The organism is Algoriphagus halophilus (genome assembly GCF_900129785.1).
Classification (GTDB): domain Bacteria; phylum Bacteroidota; class Bacteroidia; order Cytophagales; family Cyclobacteriaceae; genus Algoriphagus; species Algoriphagus halophilus.
This window is the reverse complement of record NZ_FSRC01000004.1, coordinates 169,760-189,238: the sequence shown is the minus strand read 5'-3', so window position 1 is coordinate 189,238 and position 19,479 is coordinate 169,760. Positions and strand designations below refer to the sequence as shown.

16 protein-coding genes are annotated in these 19,479 nt (G+C 39.9%); 7 read left to right on the top strand and 9 right to left on the bottom strand.

The features are described from left to right. Window positions 1-81 precede the first annotated feature (81 nt). The 5 genes from BUR11_RS19795 to BUR11_RS19775 form a co-directional block, all read right to left on the bottom strand. Complete coding sequence (locus BUR11_RS19795; protein WP_074226959.1) at window positions 82-2,199, bottom strand: outer membrane protein assembly factor BamB family protein; 2,118 nt, start codon at window positions 2,197-2,199, stop codon at window positions 82-84. A 90-nt stretch (window positions 2,200-2,289) separates the two neighbouring features. Then, window positions 2,290-3,117 carry an NAD-dependent epimerase/dehydratase family protein gene (locus BUR11_RS19790; RefSeq protein ID WP_074226770.1) on the bottom strand — a complete coding sequence of 276 codons (828 nt, stop codon included), beginning with the start codon at window positions 3,115-3,117 and terminating at the stop codon, window positions 2,290-2,292. Between the two features lie 43 nt (window positions 3,118-3,160). Continuing rightward, window positions 3,161-3,784 carry a sterol desaturase family protein gene (locus tag BUR11_RS19785; protein WP_074226769.1) on the bottom strand — a complete coding sequence of 208 codons (624 nt, stop codon included), beginning with the start codon at window positions 3,782-3,784 and terminating at the stop codon, window positions 3,161-3,163. A 115-nt stretch (window positions 3,785-3,899) separates the two neighbouring features. Next, a complete protein-coding gene (bshA, locus tag BUR11_RS19780) occupies window positions 3,900-5,036 on the bottom strand; it encodes an N-acetyl-alpha-D-glucosaminyl L-malate synthase BshA (RefSeq protein WP_074226768.1) in 1,137 nt (378 codons plus the stop codon). Between the two features lie 444 nt (window positions 5,037-5,480). After that, on the bottom strand, window positions 5,481-8,441 hold the full coding sequence (locus tag BUR11_RS19775; RefSeq protein ID WP_074226767.1) for a glycoside hydrolase family 3 N-terminal domain-containing protein: 2,961 nt from the start codon (window positions 8,439-8,441) through the stop codon (window positions 5,481-5,483). A 279-nt stretch (window positions 8,442-8,720) separates the two neighbouring features. On the opposite strand from BUR11_RS19775, the gene BUR11_RS19770 reads away from it, so the two are divergent. The 4 genes from BUR11_RS19770 to BUR11_RS19755 are packed head-to-tail and all read left to right on the top strand — an operon-like array spanning window position 8,721 to window position 12,691. Beyond that, window positions 8,721-9,125, top strand: coding sequence for a hypothetical protein (locus BUR11_RS19770; protein ID WP_074226766.1), 405 nt, complete (start codon window positions 8,721-8,723; stop codon window positions 9,123-9,125). Next, window positions 9,118-10,962, top strand: a complete 1,845-nt coding sequence (gene mutL, locus BUR11_RS19765) for a DNA mismatch repair endonuclease MutL (RefSeq protein WP_074226765.1) — start codon at window positions 9,118-9,120, stop codon at window positions 10,960-10,962. Before BUR11_RS19770 ends, mutL begins: the two co-directional genes overlap by 8 nt. A 1-nt stretch (window position 10,963) precedes the next feature. Next, complete coding sequence (locus BUR11_RS19760) at window positions 10,964-11,755, top strand: rhomboid family intramembrane serine protease (protein WP_074226764.1); 792 nt, start codon at window positions 10,964-10,966, stop codon at window positions 11,753-11,755. Between the two features lie 3 nt (window positions 11,756-11,758). Further along, entirely contained in the window at window positions 11,759-12,691 is a 933-nt protein-coding gene (locus BUR11_RS19755; RefSeq protein ID WP_074226958.1) for a rhomboid family protein, read from the top strand. 1 nt (window position 12,692) lies between these two features. On the opposite strand, the gene BUR11_RS19750 is transcribed toward BUR11_RS19755, so the two are convergent. Together BUR11_RS19750 and rlmN are read right to left on the bottom strand one after the other, a co-directional pair. Further along, on the bottom strand, window positions 12,693-13,163 hold the full coding sequence (locus BUR11_RS19750; protein ID WP_074226763.1) for a hypothetical protein: 471 nt from the start codon (window positions 13,161-13,163) through the stop codon (window positions 12,693-12,695). A gap of 51 nt (window positions 13,164-13,214) precedes the next feature. After that, window positions 13,215-14,273: a 23S rRNA (adenine(2503)-C(2))-methyltransferase RlmN gene (gene rlmN, locus BUR11_RS19745; protein WP_074226762.1), complete on the bottom strand. Its 1,059-nt coding sequence runs from the start codon at window positions 14,271-14,273 to the stop codon at window positions 13,215-13,217. A gap of 128 nt (window positions 14,274-14,401) precedes the next feature. On the opposite strand from rlmN, the gene BUR11_RS19740 reads away from it, so the two are divergent. The 3 genes from BUR11_RS19740 (at window position 14,402) to BUR11_RS19730 (ending at window position 17,143) form a co-directional block, all read left to right on the top strand. Further along, on the top strand, window positions 14,402-15,325 hold the full coding sequence (locus tag BUR11_RS19740) for a carbon-nitrogen hydrolase family protein (protein WP_074226761.1): 924 nt from the start codon (window positions 14,402-14,404) through the stop codon (window positions 15,323-15,325). Beyond that, the gene (locus BUR11_RS19735) at window positions 15,325-15,771 is read left to right on the top strand and encodes an SRPBCC family protein (protein ID WP_074226760.1); all 447 of its coding nucleotides are present in this window, start codon (window positions 15,325-15,327) and stop codon (window positions 15,769-15,771) included. The genes BUR11_RS19740 and BUR11_RS19735 overlap by 1 nt, the downstream gene beginning before the upstream one ends. 151 nt (window positions 15,772-15,922) lie before the next feature. Next, on the top strand, window positions 15,923-17,143 hold the full coding sequence (locus BUR11_RS19730; RefSeq protein WP_074226759.1) for a permease: 1,221 nt from the start codon (window positions 15,923-15,925) through the stop codon (window positions 17,141-17,143). 4 nt (window positions 17,144-17,147) lie between these two features. Here BUR11_RS19730 and BUR11_RS19725 read toward each other — a convergent pair whose 3' ends face one another. Beyond that, window positions 17,148-18,725 (bottom strand): M1 family metallopeptidase, encoded by a 1,578-nt coding sequence (locus BUR11_RS19725; RefSeq protein ID WP_074226758.1) that lies wholly within the window; start codon window positions 18,723-18,725, stop codon window positions 17,148-17,150. A gap of 107 nt (window positions 18,726-18,832) precedes the next feature. Then, complete coding sequence (locus tag BUR11_RS19720; RefSeq protein WP_074226757.1) at window positions 18,833-19,429, bottom strand: HdeD family acid-resistance protein; 597 nt, start codon at window positions 19,427-19,429, stop codon at window positions 18,833-18,835. Between the last annotated feature and the right edge of the window lie 50 nt (window positions 19,430-19,479).

Sequence of the window (19,479 nt, the reverse complement as noted above, 5' to 3'; positions counted from 1 at the left end):
TTGAATGGGTTTGATACATTAAAAAGCCTATTCAATCTAAGGATTTTTCACCGCATTGTCCCCAATTAAAGTCGCAATAAGTCAATCGGGTAAGGAAAATGCCACATAGCTATCACCACTTTTAGTCCCCTTTCCTCCACCACATGCGATGACTAAAAATTGTTTCCCTCCTTTTTCGTAAACTGCCGGAGTAGCATGCCCGGAAGCAGGTAATTTTGCCTCCCAAAGTAAGTCTCCAGTTTCTTTGTCGAAAGCCCTGATTTTCTCGTCTTTAGTGGCAGCTATAAACAGTAATCCACCCGCTGTAGCTACTGGACCTCCATAATTTTCAGTTCCAGTTGGTGCAAATCCCTGAGCGCTTAAAGAGTCAATTTCTCCCAAGGTAATCTGCCATTTCTTTTTGCCAGTGTTCATATCAATGGCTGTTAATAAACCCCAAGGAGGATTGGAACCATAGAGACCTTCTTTGGTCCGTAATCTTTTGTAGCCATTCATAAAATACCTAGGAGCCAATGGTGCATCCTTAGATTCCATCTCTTTTTTATCTCCCTCAGCTTGTTTTTGATTAAGCAGGTAGTTGACCAGCACCTTTCTGTTTTCCTCAGAAATATGATCGAAAGCTGGCATGGCACCTCTGCCTTTTTTTAGCAACTGGTGTAACGAATCTGCCGAATACTTCTCTTCTACGCCCAACAGAGAGGGAATCGAAGGAGGGTTTCCCTTTCTTTCCAGCCCATGACAATTACCGCAATACGTGGAATAAATGGATTGTCCTACATTTTCAAATTCAGCATTTGGAGTCATTTCAATAAGCCAAGGAATTTGATTGGCATTGACATATAAAGTCTGCGTACCAGGATCAAATGAGGCTCCTCCCCATTCTCCTCCTCCATCCATACCTGGAAAAAGTATAATTCCATGGTCCGCACTTGGTGGAGCCCAAGTGTCTCCAAATTGAACATTCTCAAGTTGAATTTTGATATCTTCTTCCCATTCCGGCTTCAAGCTTAGAATGTCTTGCTGCTCAAAGCGCATTTTCATAAATGGTTCCGGCAAGGTAGGCATAGGCTGTGTCGCTGCAGTTTCTTCACCGGGTAGGGTAGATTGGGATACTGGAAGTTCTTCAATGGGCCAAATAGGTTCACCAGTTTCCCGGTCAAAAACATAGGTCATCCCTTGTTTTGAAATTTGAGCCACAGCATCCATCCATTTTCCATCTTTTTGAATTCGAATTAAGTTTGGATTGGCAGGAAAGTCTCGATCCCAAACATCATGGTGTACTGCTTGAAAATGCCAGATCCGTTCTCCTGTATTAGCGTTCAAGGCAACCAAAGAATTGGCATATAGATTATCTCCCTTCCTAAATCCGCCCCAAAAGTCATACGTAGCAGAGCCTGTGGGGACAAAAACGATTTCCCGCTTTTGATCCACTACCATTCCCGCCCAATTGTTAGCCCCACCAATTTTCTGAACGTGTTCTGCATCCCAGGTTTCGTAGCCCTCTTCCCCTTCGTGAGGAATGGTGTGGAAAATCCATTCCCGTTCTCCTGTTTTGACATTGTAGGCCCTGATATGTCCCGGGGCCGCATCTAAGCCCTCGGAAAGCCTCATTCCTATGATAATTTTATCTTTAAAAATGACTCCAGGTGCATTGGCAACGATTAAAAAATCCTGTCTTTCGGTATCCAACCCTTTTCGTAAATCCACTTTTCCTTGATCTCCGAATTCAAGAATTGGCTGTCCCGTTAACGCATTCACCGCCATCAACCAATTCCCTGCTCCAAAAAGAATTCTTTTATCCTCCCCTTCCTCCCAATAACTGACTCCGCGGTTTGTCCCGGCCCAGGAATTTTCTCCCCCGAGGACTTGAAAGGGATCAAATCTCCAGACTTCTTTTCCAGTCTCTGCATCCAAGGCAAAAACATTTAATTTGGGAGTAGTACCAAATAGCAACCCATCCACGACAATGGGTTGGCATTGGATCTGAGACCTTTCGGTGGCATCGCCTGTCTGATAGGTCCAGGCGACCGAAAGTTGGGCTACATTTTGTTTATTGATTTGTTGGAGAGAAGAATACCGAGACCCATCTTCAGGACCTCCATAATGAGACCAATCGGTATAATCAATTTCTTCTTTTGTTCCTTCACATCCTAACAAAGAAAAAACACAGAGGGCTAACAAGAAGTAAAAAATTTTCATCAGCATGGGTTTAAAGTTAAAGGAATAAAATATCGCTTTTTTTTCACCACCTGCCAAGCATTTTAATTGCTGATGAAATCAATCCTTCTTTTAACCCAAGGTATATGGAAAATCTAGGGGATCGGGGTATTTGAACTTAAAACCTGTTTGAATAATTTTTTTGGAATCTATTAATCTATCCTCTTCATGTTGAGGAGTCTCATAACTTAATGGAGGAGCCAGATTTAAGTCTTTAACATTTCTTTCAAAGATCTCTTTCTTCACCGAATGAATAGGAGCTACTCCATTATACACCTCGTTCCATAAATCATGCTCTAAAATCCAGGCAATCAATCCGACTGCATCATCTTGATGAACATAATTAACCCGTGTATGCCCTTTGACTTGCTCCTTCCCCGAAAAATATTTTCCTGGTATTCTCTCTTCTCCCATTAAGCCTCCAAATCGGAGAATGGTTAGATCAAAATCTGCTGAATTAGTAATCATTTGTTCGGCATCCCATAGGGTTGAATTTCCTGTATTTTCTCTGGTAATTGGGAAAGATTCATCGTAGGCCTCTGCTCTTGGAGTAGTTGGATAAATTCCTGTGCTGGATACAAATAAGACTTTTTTTGCACCAGCTTGATTGATCATACTCTTCAAGTATTTCAATTGTTCTAAATAGAAATCCGAACTTTGAACCCTAGACCTGGGAGGGATATTGATTACGAGATAATCACTTTGAAATAATTTTTGAAACCCTTTTCCTTCAGGATGGGGATTCATTTTTAGGGTTACTACGTTCAGTCCATTTTGCTCAAGCTTCTGTCTTTTTTGATCACTGGTAGTACTGCCAATTACCTCCCAACTTTTGTTTTTTAAAAATTGGGCTAATGGCAAACCAGCCCATCCAAGGCCAATTATCCCTACTGTCTTCATATGCTTTTATAAAAAAACCTCCAAAAAGGAGGTTGATGTTTGTTTATTTTTTCGGCATGGTACCTAAAAGGATATCCCAAAGTGGAGTACTCACTCCAAATGCCACATCTGGATCTTTATAATGGTGAATTGCATGGTTAACCCAAAGTACTTTCATGAAGTTTTTTGGTGGAGCAATCGCATGAACCAAGTAATGAAAGCCTAGATAACTTGCGTATCCGAATAAAAACCCTGGAAGAAAATATAATGCATAATCACCCATAATTAAGGTGAATACCAAATAGAAAATAGCTGCATAGGCCGCAGATACAAACGGAGGCATTGCAAGTCTATATTTATCTTTTGGATAATCATGGTGCACGCCGTGAACAGTATACTGCAACTTATCTTTGATCGGGTTGCTTGGCTCCATATGGAAGAAGTGTTTATGCATCATATACTCCACAAAGGTAAAAGCGATGTATCCCACCACGGTAATTCCGAGCCCCATTGCCAAACTTATGGTAGTAGTGGTAAAAGCATAGTAAAATGAAATCCCTGCAAAAACAATAAACATTGTAATCGGTACTAGGATATTTGTTCTTGTCAACCTTTCCAAAATTGGGTTGGTAAACATCCGTGCAGTATTAAAATTGTCCGGTTTATCCAGTCTTCCAATCTTTTTCATACGAGCTTTAATCAAATTTACTTGTTCAAAGAGGCAAAACCTCGATTCGAATTACAAAGTTAATCTATTTGAGTTATTTAAATGGGCAATTGAGTTACTATAATATAAGAAAATATTAAATGCGTGCTAAAGTAGACTCAATAGTCTTTTGATAATAATCTACATACATTGGTAAAATCGCAGAAATATCAAACTCTTGAGCCCTCGCCAAAGCATTCTTCTTGAATGTAGGCAAGTTTTCATCTTTTAAAATAAATAACCCTTTTTCTTTCATATCATCCACATCACCGACTTCACATACAAAACCTGTAACTCCATCCAAATTCAATTCAGGAATTCCGCCTGCATTAGAAGATAGAATCGGAACTTCACAGGCCATGGCTTCTAATGCTGCCAGCCCAAAACTTTCTTTCTCAGAAGGCATGACAAACAAGTCTGCAACAGACAACACTTCCTCCACGGCATCTAATTTACCTAAGAAACGAGTATCATCACAGGTACCTAATTCTCTGCAAAGCCGCTCCATCTTATCACGCTCAGGTCCATCGCCTACCAATAAAAGTTTAGCTGGAATCTCTTTTCTGATTTCATAAAACACCCTAATGACATCCTCTACACGTTTTACCTTTCTGAAATTGGATGTATGAACCAAAAGCTTTTCACCATTCGGACAAATTGCCAATTTGAAGTGTTCTTTCTTTTGCTTTTTGAACCTATCTAAATCAATAAAGTTCGGAATTACTTGAATATCTCTTTTTATCTCAAAATGAGACAGAGTTTCTTTCTTCAGATCTTCTGAAACGGCGGTGACCCCATCAGATTGATTAATACTAAAGGTCACAACAGGTTCGTAACTAGGATCTTTCCCTACCAAAGTAATATCTGTACCATGCAAGGTGGTCACTACTGGAATATGGATTCCCTCCTCTTTCAGGATTTGTTTTGCCATATAAGCCGCAGAAGCATGAGGAATTGCATAATGAACATGCAATAAATCGAGCTCTTCATATTTGACCACGTAAACCATTTTACTGGCCAGTGCCAATTCGTAGGGTGCATGTTCAAATAATGGGTAGGACTTGATGTCAACTTCGTGATAAAATAAGTTCTCACTAAAAAAATCTAAGCGCGTTGGCTGCCTATAGGTAATGAAATGTATCTCATGCCCAATTTTCGCCAGACCTTTTCCAAGTTCTGTTGCTACTACTCCACTACCCCCAAACGTAGGATAGCAAACAATGCCTATTTTCATATTTCAGATCGTATAGGTGTTTAAACCTGACTTTAAACACGGTTTGGGTTTATTTTTGTTCAAATTAAGTATTTTAAATATTAAATGAATTAAGCCCGAAAGGTAATCACCGCCTTTATTTACTGAAATACAGATGTTTACATCGTTTTCTTCCTGAAAAAATTATTTATAAAAATCACCCTTTCTTTTAAAAACGGCTGAAAAAAACCCTGTTAACCACAAATTCTTGTGGGGATCTGATGAACACAAGAGGTGTAACTTCAATTTTCTCTGCCCTACTTCTACTTACCAATTTCGAATCATTTCACTAAAATATGGCTCAGTCTTCAAACCAAAGCAACTCTTAAATCAAGTTACTAGAGGACACTTTAATTGGTATCGACCTGTTTATTTAAGAATACTTTTACAAAAAACCCGAAGTCTATCTTTCAAGGAAAGAATATATTATTCACTGGTTTTTCCCATGGCTTGATAAATAATATCATGGATTTCTGTCCGGATTCCTTCTTTGAGCAACTTGGTATTATTGGCATCAGGATATACCCGATTAGAAAGAAAAACATAAATCAATTGGTTCTCGGGATCGGCCCAAACACAAGTTCCTGTGAATCCAGTATGTCCAAAAGTACTTTTAGGTGCTAATTCACTTGCAGAACCTCCTTTTCCAGGTTCTTGGTCAGGCTTATCCCATCCCCATCCTCTTCGACTTTGTTTGGACTGTAACCTTGTAAACATATCCACAGTCGTAGGCTTGATCAATGAAACATCCCCGTAATATCCACGGTTTAGCATCATCTGCATCATGACGGCCAAGTCATTCGCTTTTCCAAAAAGGCCTGCATGCCCCGCAACTCCTCCATACATTGCTGCGCCCGGGTCATGAACATAGCCCCTAACTAATCTTTTCCTGAAAGCTACATCATCCTCTGTAGGAGCGATGTTATCAAGAGGCATTTTTTCAGCGGGGAGAAAAGTCATGGTATACAAACCCAAAGGCTCGTAAAAATTCTGGTCCATGAAATCATTCAATGGTTGATTGACGATTCTTTCTACTACTGCCTGCATAAAGTACATGGTCAGGTCAGAATACACATATTTATACTTGCCTCCGGATTTTGGAAGAAGCTTTGACTCCACAGTCCAATTCCAGATACTGTCTCTCAAATCATCTCGCCCATACATATCGTTGGAAACAGGCCTTTTGAATCCTTGTTCTGGACGGGGTTTATAAAAATCCCCTCTCCAATTCCCTCTTTCAACAGTTTTTGCATAATGCGGAATGTAAGCAACCAATCCAGATTCATGCATGAGAACATCCTTGATCACCAAATGCTCCTTGTTGGTTCCCTTTAATTCAGGCAAATAGTCTCCAAGGGTCTTATTCATATCCAGCTCTCCCCTACTTTGAAGAAACATGACTGCTTGAGTAGTGGCTAAGACTTTGGTAATCGAAGCCAAATCATAGACCGTTTCTGAGGTGACTTTAGGACTAGTTTTATATTCCAATTGACCATACGATCTTTCAAAAACCACTTTTCCATTTTTGACCACCAAAACATTGGCACCAGGAGTCGCTTGGATTCGGATAGCTCTTTCAGCGACTTCATCAATTTTATTAAGAATCTCACTATTCAGTCCAACGCTTTCAGGAGTACCATAGGACAACCGTTGGTTTCCAGGCAAAAACCCTCCTACTCCTTGGGTAAATTGATCACTTACAGATACAGGCAAGATTCCTTGCGCAGGGCGACCTCCAAATAGTACTTGAGGTGCCAATTCTTGGGTAAAGTCATTATTCTCATAGGCAAAAATGACATTTTCCAATCCTTCCAAATATTGAGCAGCATACGAATTACCAAACAATACCACTACCACTTTCTGCCGTTTACTTAAATCCTTAAGCAATTGAACATCAGCAGGAGCAATTCCAAATTTCCTTCTGGGACTATTAGTAACCCCCATTAAACCGACTACCACCACCTTATAATCTTCTAGCTTTTTCATGGTGTTGTAGTGGGAAGTCTGATCTGCTGCCTTTGGAATTGAAAAATGGTCAAACTGGGCATACTTGGACAGGTATTTTTGAAATACCTCTCCCTCATCTCCTATGGATAAAGAAGCAAAGCTTTTCAAGTCAAGCTGCTTGAAAGGGACCAAATCATCTTTGTTGGTAGCAATAGTGATGGCATCCGCATAAAGCTCTTCAGTGATCACTTTCGCTTCAGGGCTGGTCAATCGCTCTAATAAACCTTCTGTTTCAATCGGTTTGTAATTATTGAGACCGGCCCAATATTTTGCCTTTAATATTTTCTTTACTCTTCGATTCACCTCCGCTTCCTCAATCACGCCATCTTCCACTGCTCTTTTGATCATGGCTTTTGCCTTTGGCACATCCTGGGAATACAAAAGAATATCATTCCCTGCCAATAGGGCTTTTAAATCTACCTCTCCGGGGGAATTAGTATTGGCCACCCCTTTCATATTCAAGGCATCTGTGAAGATCAGGCCTTGAAAGTTCATTTGATTTTGGAGTAAGTCCGTCACCACTTTTTTGGACAAACTGGTTGCCATATTGGCCGCTGGGTCCAAGCTCGGAATATTGAGGTGGGCAACCATCACAGACATCAAGTTTTCCCTAAAAAGCTCCTGGTAAGGATAGAGGTCTACCTCCCAGATCCGTTGCTCCGGATTCTTTATCACTGGCAATGAATAATGGCTATCCACTTCTGTATCCCCATGTCCTGGAAAATGCTTTGCGTTGGCAATCACCCCATGATCTTGCAGCCCTTTCATATAAGAGACCGCGCGTTGGGCTACTAATTTTTTATTTTCTCCAAATGCTCGATATCCAATTACGGGATTATCAGGATTGGAATTAACATCTACAACGGGGGCAAAATTGATATGCATACCCAACTCTTTGAACTGTCTAGCCATTTCAGTTCCCATATCATAAATCAATTCGGAATCCTGAACAGCACCCAAGGTCATGGCTTTAGGAAAGTCCGGTATAGAATCCAAGCGCATACTTATTCCCCATTCTGCATCCATTGCAATGAACAAAGGTGTTTTAGCCTGTGCTTGGTAATAATTGGTCAAATTGGCTTGTCTTACTGGGCCTCCCTGAAAAAATATCAGCCCTCCAAGATTTTCACTCTTAACCAAATTAGCAATTTCATCCACATGCCTTTGGTCTTTATTTGAATAAGCCGCAACCATAAAAAGTTGTCCTAACCTTTCCTCAAAACTGAGGGAGTTAAAAACACTATCCACCCAACTCACTTGGTTCAATGGGTCCTTACTAACCAGTGGATCCTCCACAGCAGCGAGATTATCTGTTCTGCCTGAACTGAATAAAATTGCAATAAATCCTACAGTCAAAACCCTCCAAAGCTTCATGCTCATTCCCGTGTAAAATTTTTAATCCTTAACTTTTAAAATAAATTTGTGAAAACGGCCCATCGGAAAATTCGTATCATAAATTTCCGCTCCTTAGTTCCAAAGCCGTCATTGGTCTAAAATTAGAGGAACTACGGATATTTGAAGATATAAAAGATCAAGCAAGAATGATCAATTTATAGGGTTAATTACCTCATAAATTTGATATCCGGTGAATGATCAAGAACTTTGTCCTACCATGAACCTTCTCCTTAACGAGAAGTTTCATTTAAAACATATATTGCCATGAAATTTCCATCCGTATTTCGTACTGCGACACCCATGCGTTTTGATATCAAACCCAGGTATTACGACCCGGTCAAGGAGGAAATAGATCAAAGAACTTCCCGTATCAAAAAAGAATTGGAAGCCGAAGGAGTCATCTCCAAAGACCAGCATGGAACTGGCTTTAGCTACCAGTCTGGGATAAGAGGTGCTTTTGCCCAACACCGAGGTATCAAGGAGCGCAGTTCCAGTGCCTTTACCTCTACAGGAATGATACGTTCACTCATATTTTTCGTTTTATTGGGAGGACTGGGAGGTTACATCTATCTGGGTCCTATTATTTTTGAATACATTCTCTACGTGACTGCAATTTCTGCTGGTGTATATTTTTTCTTCAGGCTAAAATCCAAAAGAAAAAATGAGTGACATCATTCAGCTCCTGCCTGATGCCATTGCCAATCAAATCGCAGCTGGGGAGGTAGTACAAAGACCTTCCTCTGCTTTAAAAGAATTACTGGAGAACTCGATTGATTCCGGAGCTACCCATATCCAAGTGATCATTAAAGATGCTGGCAAACAGCTCATTCAAGTGATTGATAATGGAAAAGGTATGTCCGGCACAGATGCCCGAATGAGTTTCGAAAGGCATGCTACCTCCAAAATCAGAAGTAGTAGCGACCTCTTCTCCATACGGACATTTGGTTTCAGGGGAGAGGCCTTGGCTTCCATTGCAGCCGTAGCTCAAGTTGAACTAAAAACCAAACAAGCAGATTCGGATCTGGGTACCTTGATCCAAATCGAAGGTTCGGAAATAAAAAAACAGGAACCGGTTGCCGCCCAAAACGGAACATCGGTAGCGATGAAAAATCTCTTTTTCAATGTGCCTGCAAGGAGAAATTTCCTGAAGTCCAATCCTGTGGAAATGAGACATATTGTAGATGAATTTCAAAGGGTAGCATTGTCTTACCCAGAAATTTCATTCACCATGCATCAACAAGACCTGGAGACCTTTAATTTAAGTCCAGGAAAACTCAGCCAAAGAATCGTAGGCTTATTTGGGAAAAATTACCAGGGTCAGTTGGTGCCTTGTGAAGAATTGACTCCCCATATCAATGTGAGGGGTTATATAGGTAAGCCAGAAAATGCCAAAAAGACCAGGGGAGAACAGTTTTTCTTTGTAAACAACCGGTACATTAAAAGCAGCTATTTGAATCATGCGGTAAGCAATGCATTTGAAGGCCTGATTCAACCAGATCAGCACCCCTTTTATGTATTGTTTTTGGAAATTGATCCGGCCCATATCGATATCAATGTCCACCCTACCAAAACAGAGATAAAATTTGATGATGAACGTACCGTTTACGCGGTGGTTAGGTCAGCTGTAAAACAAGCGTTAGGAGCACACCATGTGGTTCCTTCTCTGGATTTTTCCTTCGATGTCAATTTTACCGAAAACTGGAGCAAAGACACGGAGAAAAAAGAGCAAGTAGATCGGGAATACAGTTATAAAAGTTACAATACTCCAGAATTCAAAAAAGCTTCCACTTCAGGTTGGGAAAAGTTGTTCGATGGTAATCAAAAACAACCTAGTTTAGAGCGATCCGTGGAGCAAGAGGAACCTGAAGTATTGACTTTTCCTAGCCGGGCAAGTCAGGAAGAAAATAAAGAGTTTATTCCTTTAAGAAGAGAAGAGGAAACCACTGGTACTACTTTTCAGGTAGAACTCAACTATATAGTCGCCCAAATGTCCACTGGCATGTTGATCGTAGATCAGCAAGTGGCACATGAGCGAATTCTATATGAAAGGTACATCAAGCAATTAAATTCTGCCCAGGGACCATCCCAACAATGCCTCTTCCCTCCAACCGTGCCTTTGAGCCCATCTGATTATGCCTTGGTGATGGATATTCTTCCTGAACTTCATAGTCTGGGATTTATGGTTTCTGAGTTTGGAAAAGACACCATTTTGATCCAGGGTGTTCCAGCAGATATCCAGTCGAAAAGTGAAAAAGAGCTATTTGAAGGGCTTATAGAGCAATACAAAAACTTTAAAAATGAGCTTTCACTGGACAACCGTGAAAATTTAGCCCGGTCATTGGCTCGAAAATCCTCCTTAAAAAGAGGACAGAAACTGAATTCCCAAGAAATGGAAACGATCGTAGGCCAATTATTTGCCTGCCAGAATCCAAATTATGGGCTTTCGGGGAACAAAACATTCATAAAATTGGATTTATCCAATATTCACTCCTTCTTCGGAAAATAGTATGTTTAGAAATATCACACCTATAGTAAAAAACCTGCTGCTGATTAATGTAGGAATATTTTTAGTCTCTGCATTTTTGTTCCCTCAAATCAGCGGTTTGTTTGCACTGTATTATATACACAGTTCTTACTTTCAGCCTTTTCAGTTTTTGACATACATGTTCATGCATGCTGATTTCTGGCATCTCTTCAGCAACATGTTTGGTCTCCTAATATTTGGGCCTTTGCTAGAGCAATTTTTAGGTCCTAAAAAACTACTCATATTATGGATGGCCTGTGGAGTTGGTTCTGGTGTTCTTTACTCTGGATATACTTCATTTAGAATGGCCAATCTTCAGGAAAAAGTAGCTGCTTTTCAGGTAGACCCAGACCCCGATACCTTTAATAAAATTGTATTGGAAAACAGGGGTTTCTTCGATCGTGCTATTTTTGATTTTGTAGATGACTATAGCAGGAATCCAACAGACCAGGTAAAAATCAGTCGAGCGAGTCAAACTTTGGATGCAATATTGGAGATTCAGGGAAATGTCCCCATGGTAGGTGCTTCAGGAGCCCTTTTCGGGGTGTTGATCGCTTTTGCCATGCTATTCCCAAATACGCAATTATTCTTATTGTTTCCTCCTATGCCAGTAAAAGCAAAATATTTAGTGCTTTTTTATGGACTGTACACGATATATAACGTACTGATTAATAATCCCACGGATAATGTCGCCCACTTTGCCCATTTGGGAGGATTAATCATAGGTGGAGTTTTAGTTTACTTCTGGAAAAAAGATAGAAATAGCTTTTATTAAATGATGTACGGAAATTTTTGGGAAAATCTTCGAAACGCCTTCCGGCATGACAACAACAGCCTTTTTAAGCTGATTGCGATCAATATTTTGGTATTTCTGGTGCTATTGGTATCCAGAGTACTTCTTACAATTACTGGGTTTGGGGACCTCTATAGTGCAGGGGTAGCGAAGTTTATGATGCCCGCCTCCTTGACTACTTTGGCTACTCAGCCTTGGTCCATTCTTTCCTATATGTTTATGCATGAAGGAATATTCCATATTCTTTTCAACATGCTGTTCTTGTATTGGTTTGGGCAATTGATCCACCAATATCTGGGAAGTCGGAAGCTTGCCAACCTATACATTTTAGGGGGATTGACCGGTGCGCTATTTTATGTGTTGATTTACAATCTTGCCCCTTATTTCCAAAATTCACTCAACTCTTCTTTGATGCTTGGAGCAAGTGCAGGAGTATTTGCAATCGTGGTTGGAGCGGCCACTCTAAGTCCAAACACCACCTTTTTCTTAATCTTACTCGGGCCTGTCAAAATAAAATACATCGCGATATTTTATGTGATCCTCTCATTTGCAAATTCTGCTGGCGCAAATGCTGGTGGAGAGTTGGCTCACCTGGGTGGTGCCTTAATGGGATATCTATACATCATTCAGTTAAGAAAAGGAACGGATTGGGGAATCCCAATTCAGAAAGTAGGGATATTCTTCGAAAACTTATTTTCCAAAAGACAGAAGATCAACGTTACCTACCGAAGACCCAAAAAATCCAGCTCGTTTAAGCCTTTTTCAAAATCAGCACCTAGTTCTAAACCAGCAGTAAAATCCAGTAGCGAATCCTCTCAGGAAGAAATTGATATCATTTTGGATAAAATCGCAGAGAAAGGATATGAAGCTCTTTCCAAGGAAGAGAAAAGAAAATTATTCGAATTCAGTAAGAAATAGTTTATAAAGGAAAGGCAAGCCCAAATCGGAAACCTGCTTCTCGTGGGTATTGACTTTGGAATTTAAATTCGGTACTTAAACCTACCCAATCTACCAAAGGTATATAGGCTCCAACCCCCATATTTGCTCCTTTTACATTTCTTTTTGTTCCAGCCCCATCAGGATTCGTATTTTCCCAATTTTGACTATATCCAGCCATAAAATATAGCTGGGATGCTCCAACAGAAATATAATATCTGAGATCCGCACTGAAATTACTCGCTTTGCCTACATTCGGAAAAACCCTTGTATAGCTAGGCATAAAAGAAAAATTATCCACGAAAAAAAACTCCCATCCTGCCCCTACTCCAAAGTATTTGTATCGCAAACCATAGGATCCAAGTGCATGTATTCTACTATCACCCTGTGTTTGAGCAGAAGCTATTGAACTGATTACAAAGCATGCAAAAAAGAGAAGTATAATTTTTTTCATAGGTTTCAATTTAAAACTGGAGGGATAGCTCTAAAAACAAATTCAATACCATTAAATCTCAGCTACTTCATTTTTATTGGCCAACTGGCCACAGGCAGCATCAATGTCTTGTCCTCTGGATTTACGAACCTTGGCAATAATTCCCTGGCTTTCCAATATCTTCACATACATATCTACTGCCTCTTGTTTTGCCTGTCTGAATTCTCCTTCGTCAATCGGATTATACTGGATGATGTTTACTTTAGATGGAATGATCTTGCAAAATTTAGCCAATGCCTTCGCATGACGCTCATCATCATTCACCCCATCCCAAATCACGTATTCATAGGTGACTTTCCTCCCAGTCTTTTGATACCAGTATTTCAAGGCCTCGCCCAACTCCTCGATTGGATTAGAATCATTGATCGGCATAAGTCTGGAACGAGTTTCGTTGATAGCTGAGTGGAGGGAAACCGCCAGATTAAATTTCACACCATCATCCGCCATTTTACGAATCATCTTAGTGACCCCAACAGTGGATAAGGTAATTCTTCTTGCAGCCATACCCAATCCTTCGGGTGAGGTGATTTTATCAATAGCGGCAAGCACATTGGCATAATTTAGCAATGGCTCACCCATTCCCATAAAAACAATATTGGTCAAAGGACGCTGAAAATAGGTTTCCGCCTCCTCTTTTATCGCTACTACTTGATCATAGATTTCATCTGGATTGAGATTTCGCATCCGCTTTAAGCGGGCAGTGGCACAAAAATTACAATCCAAACTACAACCCACTTGAGAAGACACGCAAGCCGTAATTCTTTTTGAAGTAGGAATTAAAACAGATTCGACAATCTTGTCATCATATAATTTGACCGCATTCTTGATGGTCCCATCCTCTGAATGCTGCATGAGATCCACTCGAATATGGTTGATAGTGAAGTGAGATTTAAGCATTTCTCTCGTACTTAGAGAAATATTACTCATGTCATCAAAATTCTTTAAGGATTTATTCCATAGCCATTCATAAACCTGCTTGGCTCGGAATTTCTTTTCCCCATGGGACAAAAAGAACGCTTCCAGTTCAGCGAGGCTTAATTTGCGAATGTCTTGTTTCTGAATCTCTTCCATGCTGCAATTTAGGTATTAAGTATGGGAAAAGAATGAATGCTTTTTTCCTACTTTGAGTTCGCAAAATTACAAGAACTTCCCTTGGGTTTCCTATTGAGTTCGTAAATTGATTGGCAAACGCCTATTTTATGAAGCTGAAAGTCTGTTTAATTCAGGATCACCCCATATTTTTTGATAAAGAAAAGACTTTACAAAAGGTAGAAAGCCTATGTACACAAAATGCCAAAGAAGGTTATCAATTGATTGTATTTCCAGAGTCCTTTATTCCTGGATATCCCAGAGGATTTAGCTTCGGAGCAAGGATTGGAAGCCGTTCAGAAGAAGGCAGAGAATTATATGCTGAATACCATAAACAAAGTTTTGACCTGGATAGTGGAGATTTGCAAAGACTCGTGAAACTCAGTAAAAAGCTAGGCATCTATCTGATCTTAGGAGTCACTGAAAAGTCAAAATTCCATGGGAGTCTGTATTGTTCGATGATCTATATTTCCCCTTCTGCAGGATTTCTTGGCATACATAGAAAAATTAAACCCACAGGAACTGAGCGCTTGGTTTGGGCTGAGGCAGATGGTAAGTCCTTGGTCACCTTTGAGACCAAAATCGGTAAATTGGGAGGATTGATTTGCTGGGAAAATTACATGCCCATGGCACGAATGTCCATGTATAACCAAGGGGTAGAAATTTATATTGCCCCTACTGCGGACGCACGGGAAAATTGGACCTCCACCATGAAGCACATTGCATTGGAAGGAAGATGCTTTGTATTAGGATGCAACCAGTATTTCACCAAATCTATGTATCCCAAAACACTTCAAAAAGAACTTAAGGATGATCCTGAAATAATCTGTGCCGGGGGGTCCCTCATCGTTTCCCCTATGGGAGAGATTTTGGCAGGCCCCCTTTTTGGAGAGGTAGGTAAAGTTTGTGCAGAAATTGATCTGGAAGACATCCTTAAAAGTAAGCTGGATTTTGACCCAATTGGGCATTATGACCGACCTGACATCTTTGAATTCATAGTCAAAGGACAACCTACCATTATCAAAGAATCCTAATGAACACGTCAGATGCACAGTCCTACGCTATTTATCATGACCTATGGATTGACAGTCCTATCGAAAAGGTTTTCCAAGCGGTATCCAATCCTTCAGAGCTTATCAACTGGTGGCCAAAAGCATGTAAAGGAGACTCTGAATTGAATGGAACATACAATTTCTTTTTTACCCCTGAATATGATTGGTATGGAAAAGTGATCCAGTACCAAGAAAATCAATCATTTCATATAAAAATGACGGACTCAGATGAGGATTGGAATCCTACTACATTTGGATTTGATCTCAGCCGGGATTCTGGAAAAACAAAAGTGAATTTTTGGCATATCGGATGGCCTTCATGCAATGATCATTTTAAGAGATCTTCCTTTTGTTGGGCCATTCTTCTCCAGGGATTGAAAAATTATGTGGAGAGAGGCACCATCGTACCTTTTGAAGAGCGGGCATAGCCACGTGCAAAATACACCCCAATCTGGGAACAGCTAGGGAAAATATTCTCTTCCAACCTACCTCATATCGCCCAATACAAGGAGTCAAGCATGAACACCAGCTTTGCATGAACTTTGAAAACTCAGTAACCAAGGAAGTAAAATTGTTGTGATGGGATTTCTCGAAAAATGGGCAGAAGCTGCCAATACAAGTTTTGGGTTTTTTTGGATGGCCTTTTGGGCCTTTGGATTGGGTTATCTTATTAGTAGCTTGATTCAAATCTTCGTTACGGAAGAAAAAATGGAGCAGACCATGGGAGGCAAAGAAGGAAAAGGGGTGCTTTTGGGAACCTTATTTGGATTTATTAGCAGTTCCTGCAGTTTCTCCGCATTGGCCACTATCAAATCACTTTTCAAAAAAGGAGCTAGCTTTATTTCCTCCATCGCTTTTCTACTAGCGTCCACCAATTTGGTCATCGAATTGGGAATTATTATTTCCATTTTTTTAGGCTGGCAGTTCGTTGTTGGCGAATACCTGGGAGGAATATTACTGATATTGATTAGCTGGATTATCATCCGGATTACCAAACCTTTAAAACTGATCAAAGCAGCCAAAAAAAACCTGTCTGAAGGAGAAATGGGGATGCAAGAAATGGGAGTTACTGGTGAAGATGATGTGCATTCCGAAAAAAGCTGGGCAAAAGTAGGGCGTCAATATGGGATGGAATGGAAGATGGTTTGGAAAGATGTGACCATTGGCTTCACTATTGCCGGAATAGTAGCCGCATTGATCCCAGATTCCTTTTTTCAAACACTTTTTATCAACAGTAATCTAGGGAAGACTGATTATTCGTTTTTAGAAATCCTGGAACACGTCATCATTGGACCAATAGCAGCTTTTTTGACCTTTATAGGCTCTATGGGTAATATTCCTTTGGCAGCTTTGCTATTTGGGAAAGGGGTAAGTTTTGCGGGAGTGATGGCCTTTATATTCAGTGACTTGGTAGTATTCCCTGTACTCAGAATCAATGCAAAATATTATGGTTGGAAAATGGCCCTATACATTTTATTCCTGTTGCTTTCTTCATTGATTTTCACATCAATATTCCTTCATTACTCCTTTGACTTTCTAGGAATATTACCTGACCCCTCTCAGGTTAGTATTCAAGATGAATCCTATTTTCAATTAAACTATACCTTCTTTCTAAACATCGCTTTTCTGATTGGTTCAGTTTATTTGATTTGGTTAGGTTATCAAAAATATAAGGACATGCATTACATGAAAGAAATGGCTCCCAAAAGCAAAAACATGGAAACCATTCTTAAATACATTGCCATTCTCAGTTATATCTGGCTTTTGGGGGGATTAGTAGTCCAATTCTTTATCATCTAGAGGGTTATTTGGATAACATCAACCATCCTTTAGGATCAACTTTAATCTCAGTTGTACTTTCAATAAAAACAGGTTTGGAACCTATCTTTTCTTTAATCAATCCATTGGAAGTTTCAATTTCAACAGGAATGGTAAAATCGATCCCTTTCAAGCTCACTTGATACCCATCCTTCCCCTTCTTTCCAACTTTTAGTACAGGCAAGTTTGTCGTTTTCAAATAAAAATTAAGGAATAGACTTAAATCCTGCCCCGTATAGGCATTGACAAACTCAATAAAATCATTGGTATTCACTTGATTAAGATAGGTAAAACGATCATCTGAAATAAATGCCTTCAATAGAGGGAAAAACACTTCGTCTCCAACTACCCCACGCAAACCGTGAACCACCGCAGCCCCTTTACTATAAATCTCACCATGATAAGCCTCCTCTTCCGTACTGTTAGGTGGAGATACCACTGGTTTGGCATGTGGAATAGTCTTTAAAACAGAACCAGCGTGATCCAAATAGGCATCAAAACCACCATGTGCTTCGTAAAACAACCAATCTCCATAGGCTGTAAAACCTTCATGGATCCACATATCTGCCCAATCCCCAACCGACATTTTATTTCCAAACCACTCATGCCCTAGTTCATGATGCAATAACCAATCATAGGAAACATCCCCCATAGGAACAAACTGGAAATTATTCCCATAGGCATTGATGGTTTGGTGCTCCATCCCTAAATAAGGAGTTTCAACTACCGCTATTTTATCGTTTGGGAAAGGAAATGCTCCAAAATATTTCTCTTGTGTTTCGACGCTCACTTTTAAGACTTCTAATAAAGATTGAGCTTTTGCTTCATCTTCCTGCAAAACGAATACGTGCATTGGGATTTTCTGGCCTGAAATGGATTCAAAATCCATTTTAGCTTCATGAAAAACTCCCACTGTAAAGTTTATTCCATAATTATTAATCGGGTACTCCGTAGCCCAATGATATGTGATGCGATCTCCTACTTCCTTTTGTTCGATTAATCTCCCATTGGAAGCCACGAAATAGGGTTTTTGAACCGTGAAAAATAAATCTACTCCGTTTTCTGGCTCACTTGAGGGGTGGTCAAGGGCAGGCATGAAAATCTTAGCCCCTTCACCTTGGGAAGAAAGTCCCATCCAATGCTGATCCATTAAATCTAACTCCCAAGTGAATCCTCCTGTCCAAGGTGGGTTGATAGCAATAGGTGTAACCCCTTCGTAAAATACTTCGACCGAATTGCACCTACAATCGATGGGAATGATATCCAAAATATCGTTTTGATGAGTAAAACTCACTTCCTCCCCATTCATCAAAACACGGGACACCACATATTCATCAATTAAATTTAGTCGAAGGGTATCGAGTTTTTCAGGGGCATCAAATGTGATCCTATTTTTCCCTTTTATGGATTTTGAATCCAAAAGAATTTCAAGTTCCAATTGATAATGTAACACTTTGAATTTCTCTTGCAGAGGATCCATAGGACCACCCCAATCCCAATTTTGAGAATAGGAAGAAGAGATAGAAAAGAAGACAATCAATAGAGAGAATATGGATTTTCGCATAAAGCAAAGATAGCTTGAAGGAATTAAAATCCATCCCCATTTCTAACGTCTTAATCCTTAGAAAAGGTCAAACCACTTTTGTCAACTATCCAAGAAAGTCATTTCCCTCAAGAATTTTCTTCGAATTTCTTCTTTAGCTTTTTCGGAAGGTCATGTAATTTCTTAAGCTTCAAAGAGAATAAAACTGCAACAATTCCTAGAAGAATAAACACCATCGCTGTGACAGTAACTAGGGTCATCCCAATGATTGCAGGGTTCCAAATTAGGATGATGGACAAAATCATCCCTCCAATACTTAACCAAAGTAAGGATTGGTATTCGTCGCCATGGTCTTTTAAACTCAAAGCAAAACTGATACCTGCTATAGACTTAAACATCACTCCAAACCCTACATACAAAGGTAAAGTCACCATGGAAAGTGCAGGATTAGTCAGTAATAAAAATCCAATTACCGTACTGATCAGGCCTGATGCCAAAAACCAGCCCCAATTATCCAAGTGTTTTCTATTCCCAAAAGCAAAAGTCAACTCACTCAAACCAGAAACTAAAAATGATAGGCTGAAAAGTGTCGCCAACACTAAATAGGAAGCGAGAGGAGTACTAAACACATAAATTCCTAAAAGAATAAATACTGCTCCAATTAAGGTCAACAAGTACCAGTAATCCAGCGCTTTTTTGATGGTTTTGAAAGGTTGTGAAGTCATGATTGATATGATTGTTTACTAAAAATACATTTTTCTTTAGCAAACTCTTA

Bases quoted from the DNA above. Each gene is read 5' to 3' on its own strand.
- BUR11_RS19740 (WP_074226761.1), top strand. From the start codon at position 14,402: ATGAAGCTGAAAGTCTGTTTAATTCAGGATCACCCCATATTTTTTGAT.
- BUR11_RS19735 (WP_074226760.1), top strand. From the start codon at position 15,325: ATGAACACGTCAGATGCACAGTCCTACGCTATTTATCATGACCTATGG.
- BUR11_RS19755 (WP_074226958.1), top strand. From the start codon at position 11,759: ATGTACGGAAATTTTTGGGAAAATCTTCGAAACGCCTTCCGGCATGAC.
- rlmN (WP_074226762.1), bottom strand. From the start codon at position 14,273: ATGGAAGAGATTCAGAAACAAGACATTCGCAAATTAAGCCTCGCTGAA.
- BUR11_RS19770 (WP_074226766.1), top strand. From the start codon at position 8,721: ATGAAATTTCCATCCGTATTTCGTACTGCGACACCCATGCGTTTTGAT.
- BUR11_RS19730 (WP_074226759.1), top strand. From the start codon at position 15,923: ATGGGATTTCTCGAAAAATGGGCAGAAGCTGCCAATACAAGTTTTGGG.
- bshA (WP_074226768.1), bottom strand. From the start codon at position 5,036: ATGAAAATAGGCATTGTTTGCTATCCTACGTTTGGGGGTAGTGGAGTA.
- BUR11_RS19725 (WP_074226758.1), bottom strand. From the start codon at position 18,725: ATGCGAAAATCCATATTCTCTCTATTGATTGTCTTCTTTTCTATCTCT.
- BUR11_RS19785 (WP_074226769.1), bottom strand. From the start codon at position 3,784: ATGAAAAAGATTGGAAGACTGGATAAACCGGACAATTTTAATACTGCA.
- BUR11_RS19720 (WP_074226757.1), bottom strand. From the start codon at position 19,429: ATGACTTCACAACCTTTCAAAACCATCAAAAAAGCGCTGGATTACTGG.
- BUR11_RS19750 (WP_074226763.1), bottom strand. From the start codon at position 13,163: ATGAAAAAAATTATACTTCTCTTTTTTGCATGCTTTGTAATCAGTTCA.
- BUR11_RS19760 (WP_074226764.1), top strand. From the start codon at position 10,964: ATGTTTAGAAATATCACACCTATAGTAAAAAACCTGCTGCTGATTAAT.
- mutL (WP_074226765.1), top strand. From the start codon at position 9,118: ATGAGTGACATCATTCAGCTCCTGCCTGATGCCATTGCCAATCAAATC.
- BUR11_RS19775 (WP_074226767.1), bottom strand. From the start codon at position 8,441: ATGAGCATGAAGCTTTGGAGGGTTTTGACTGTAGGATTTATTGCAATT.
- BUR11_RS19790 (WP_074226770.1), bottom strand. From the start codon at position 3,117: ATGAAGACAGTAGGGATAATTGGCCTTGGATGGGCTGGTTTGCCATTA.
- BUR11_RS19795 (WP_074226959.1), bottom strand. From the start codon at position 2,199: ATGAAAATTTTTTACTTCTTGTTAGCCCTCTGTGTTTTTTCTTTGTTA.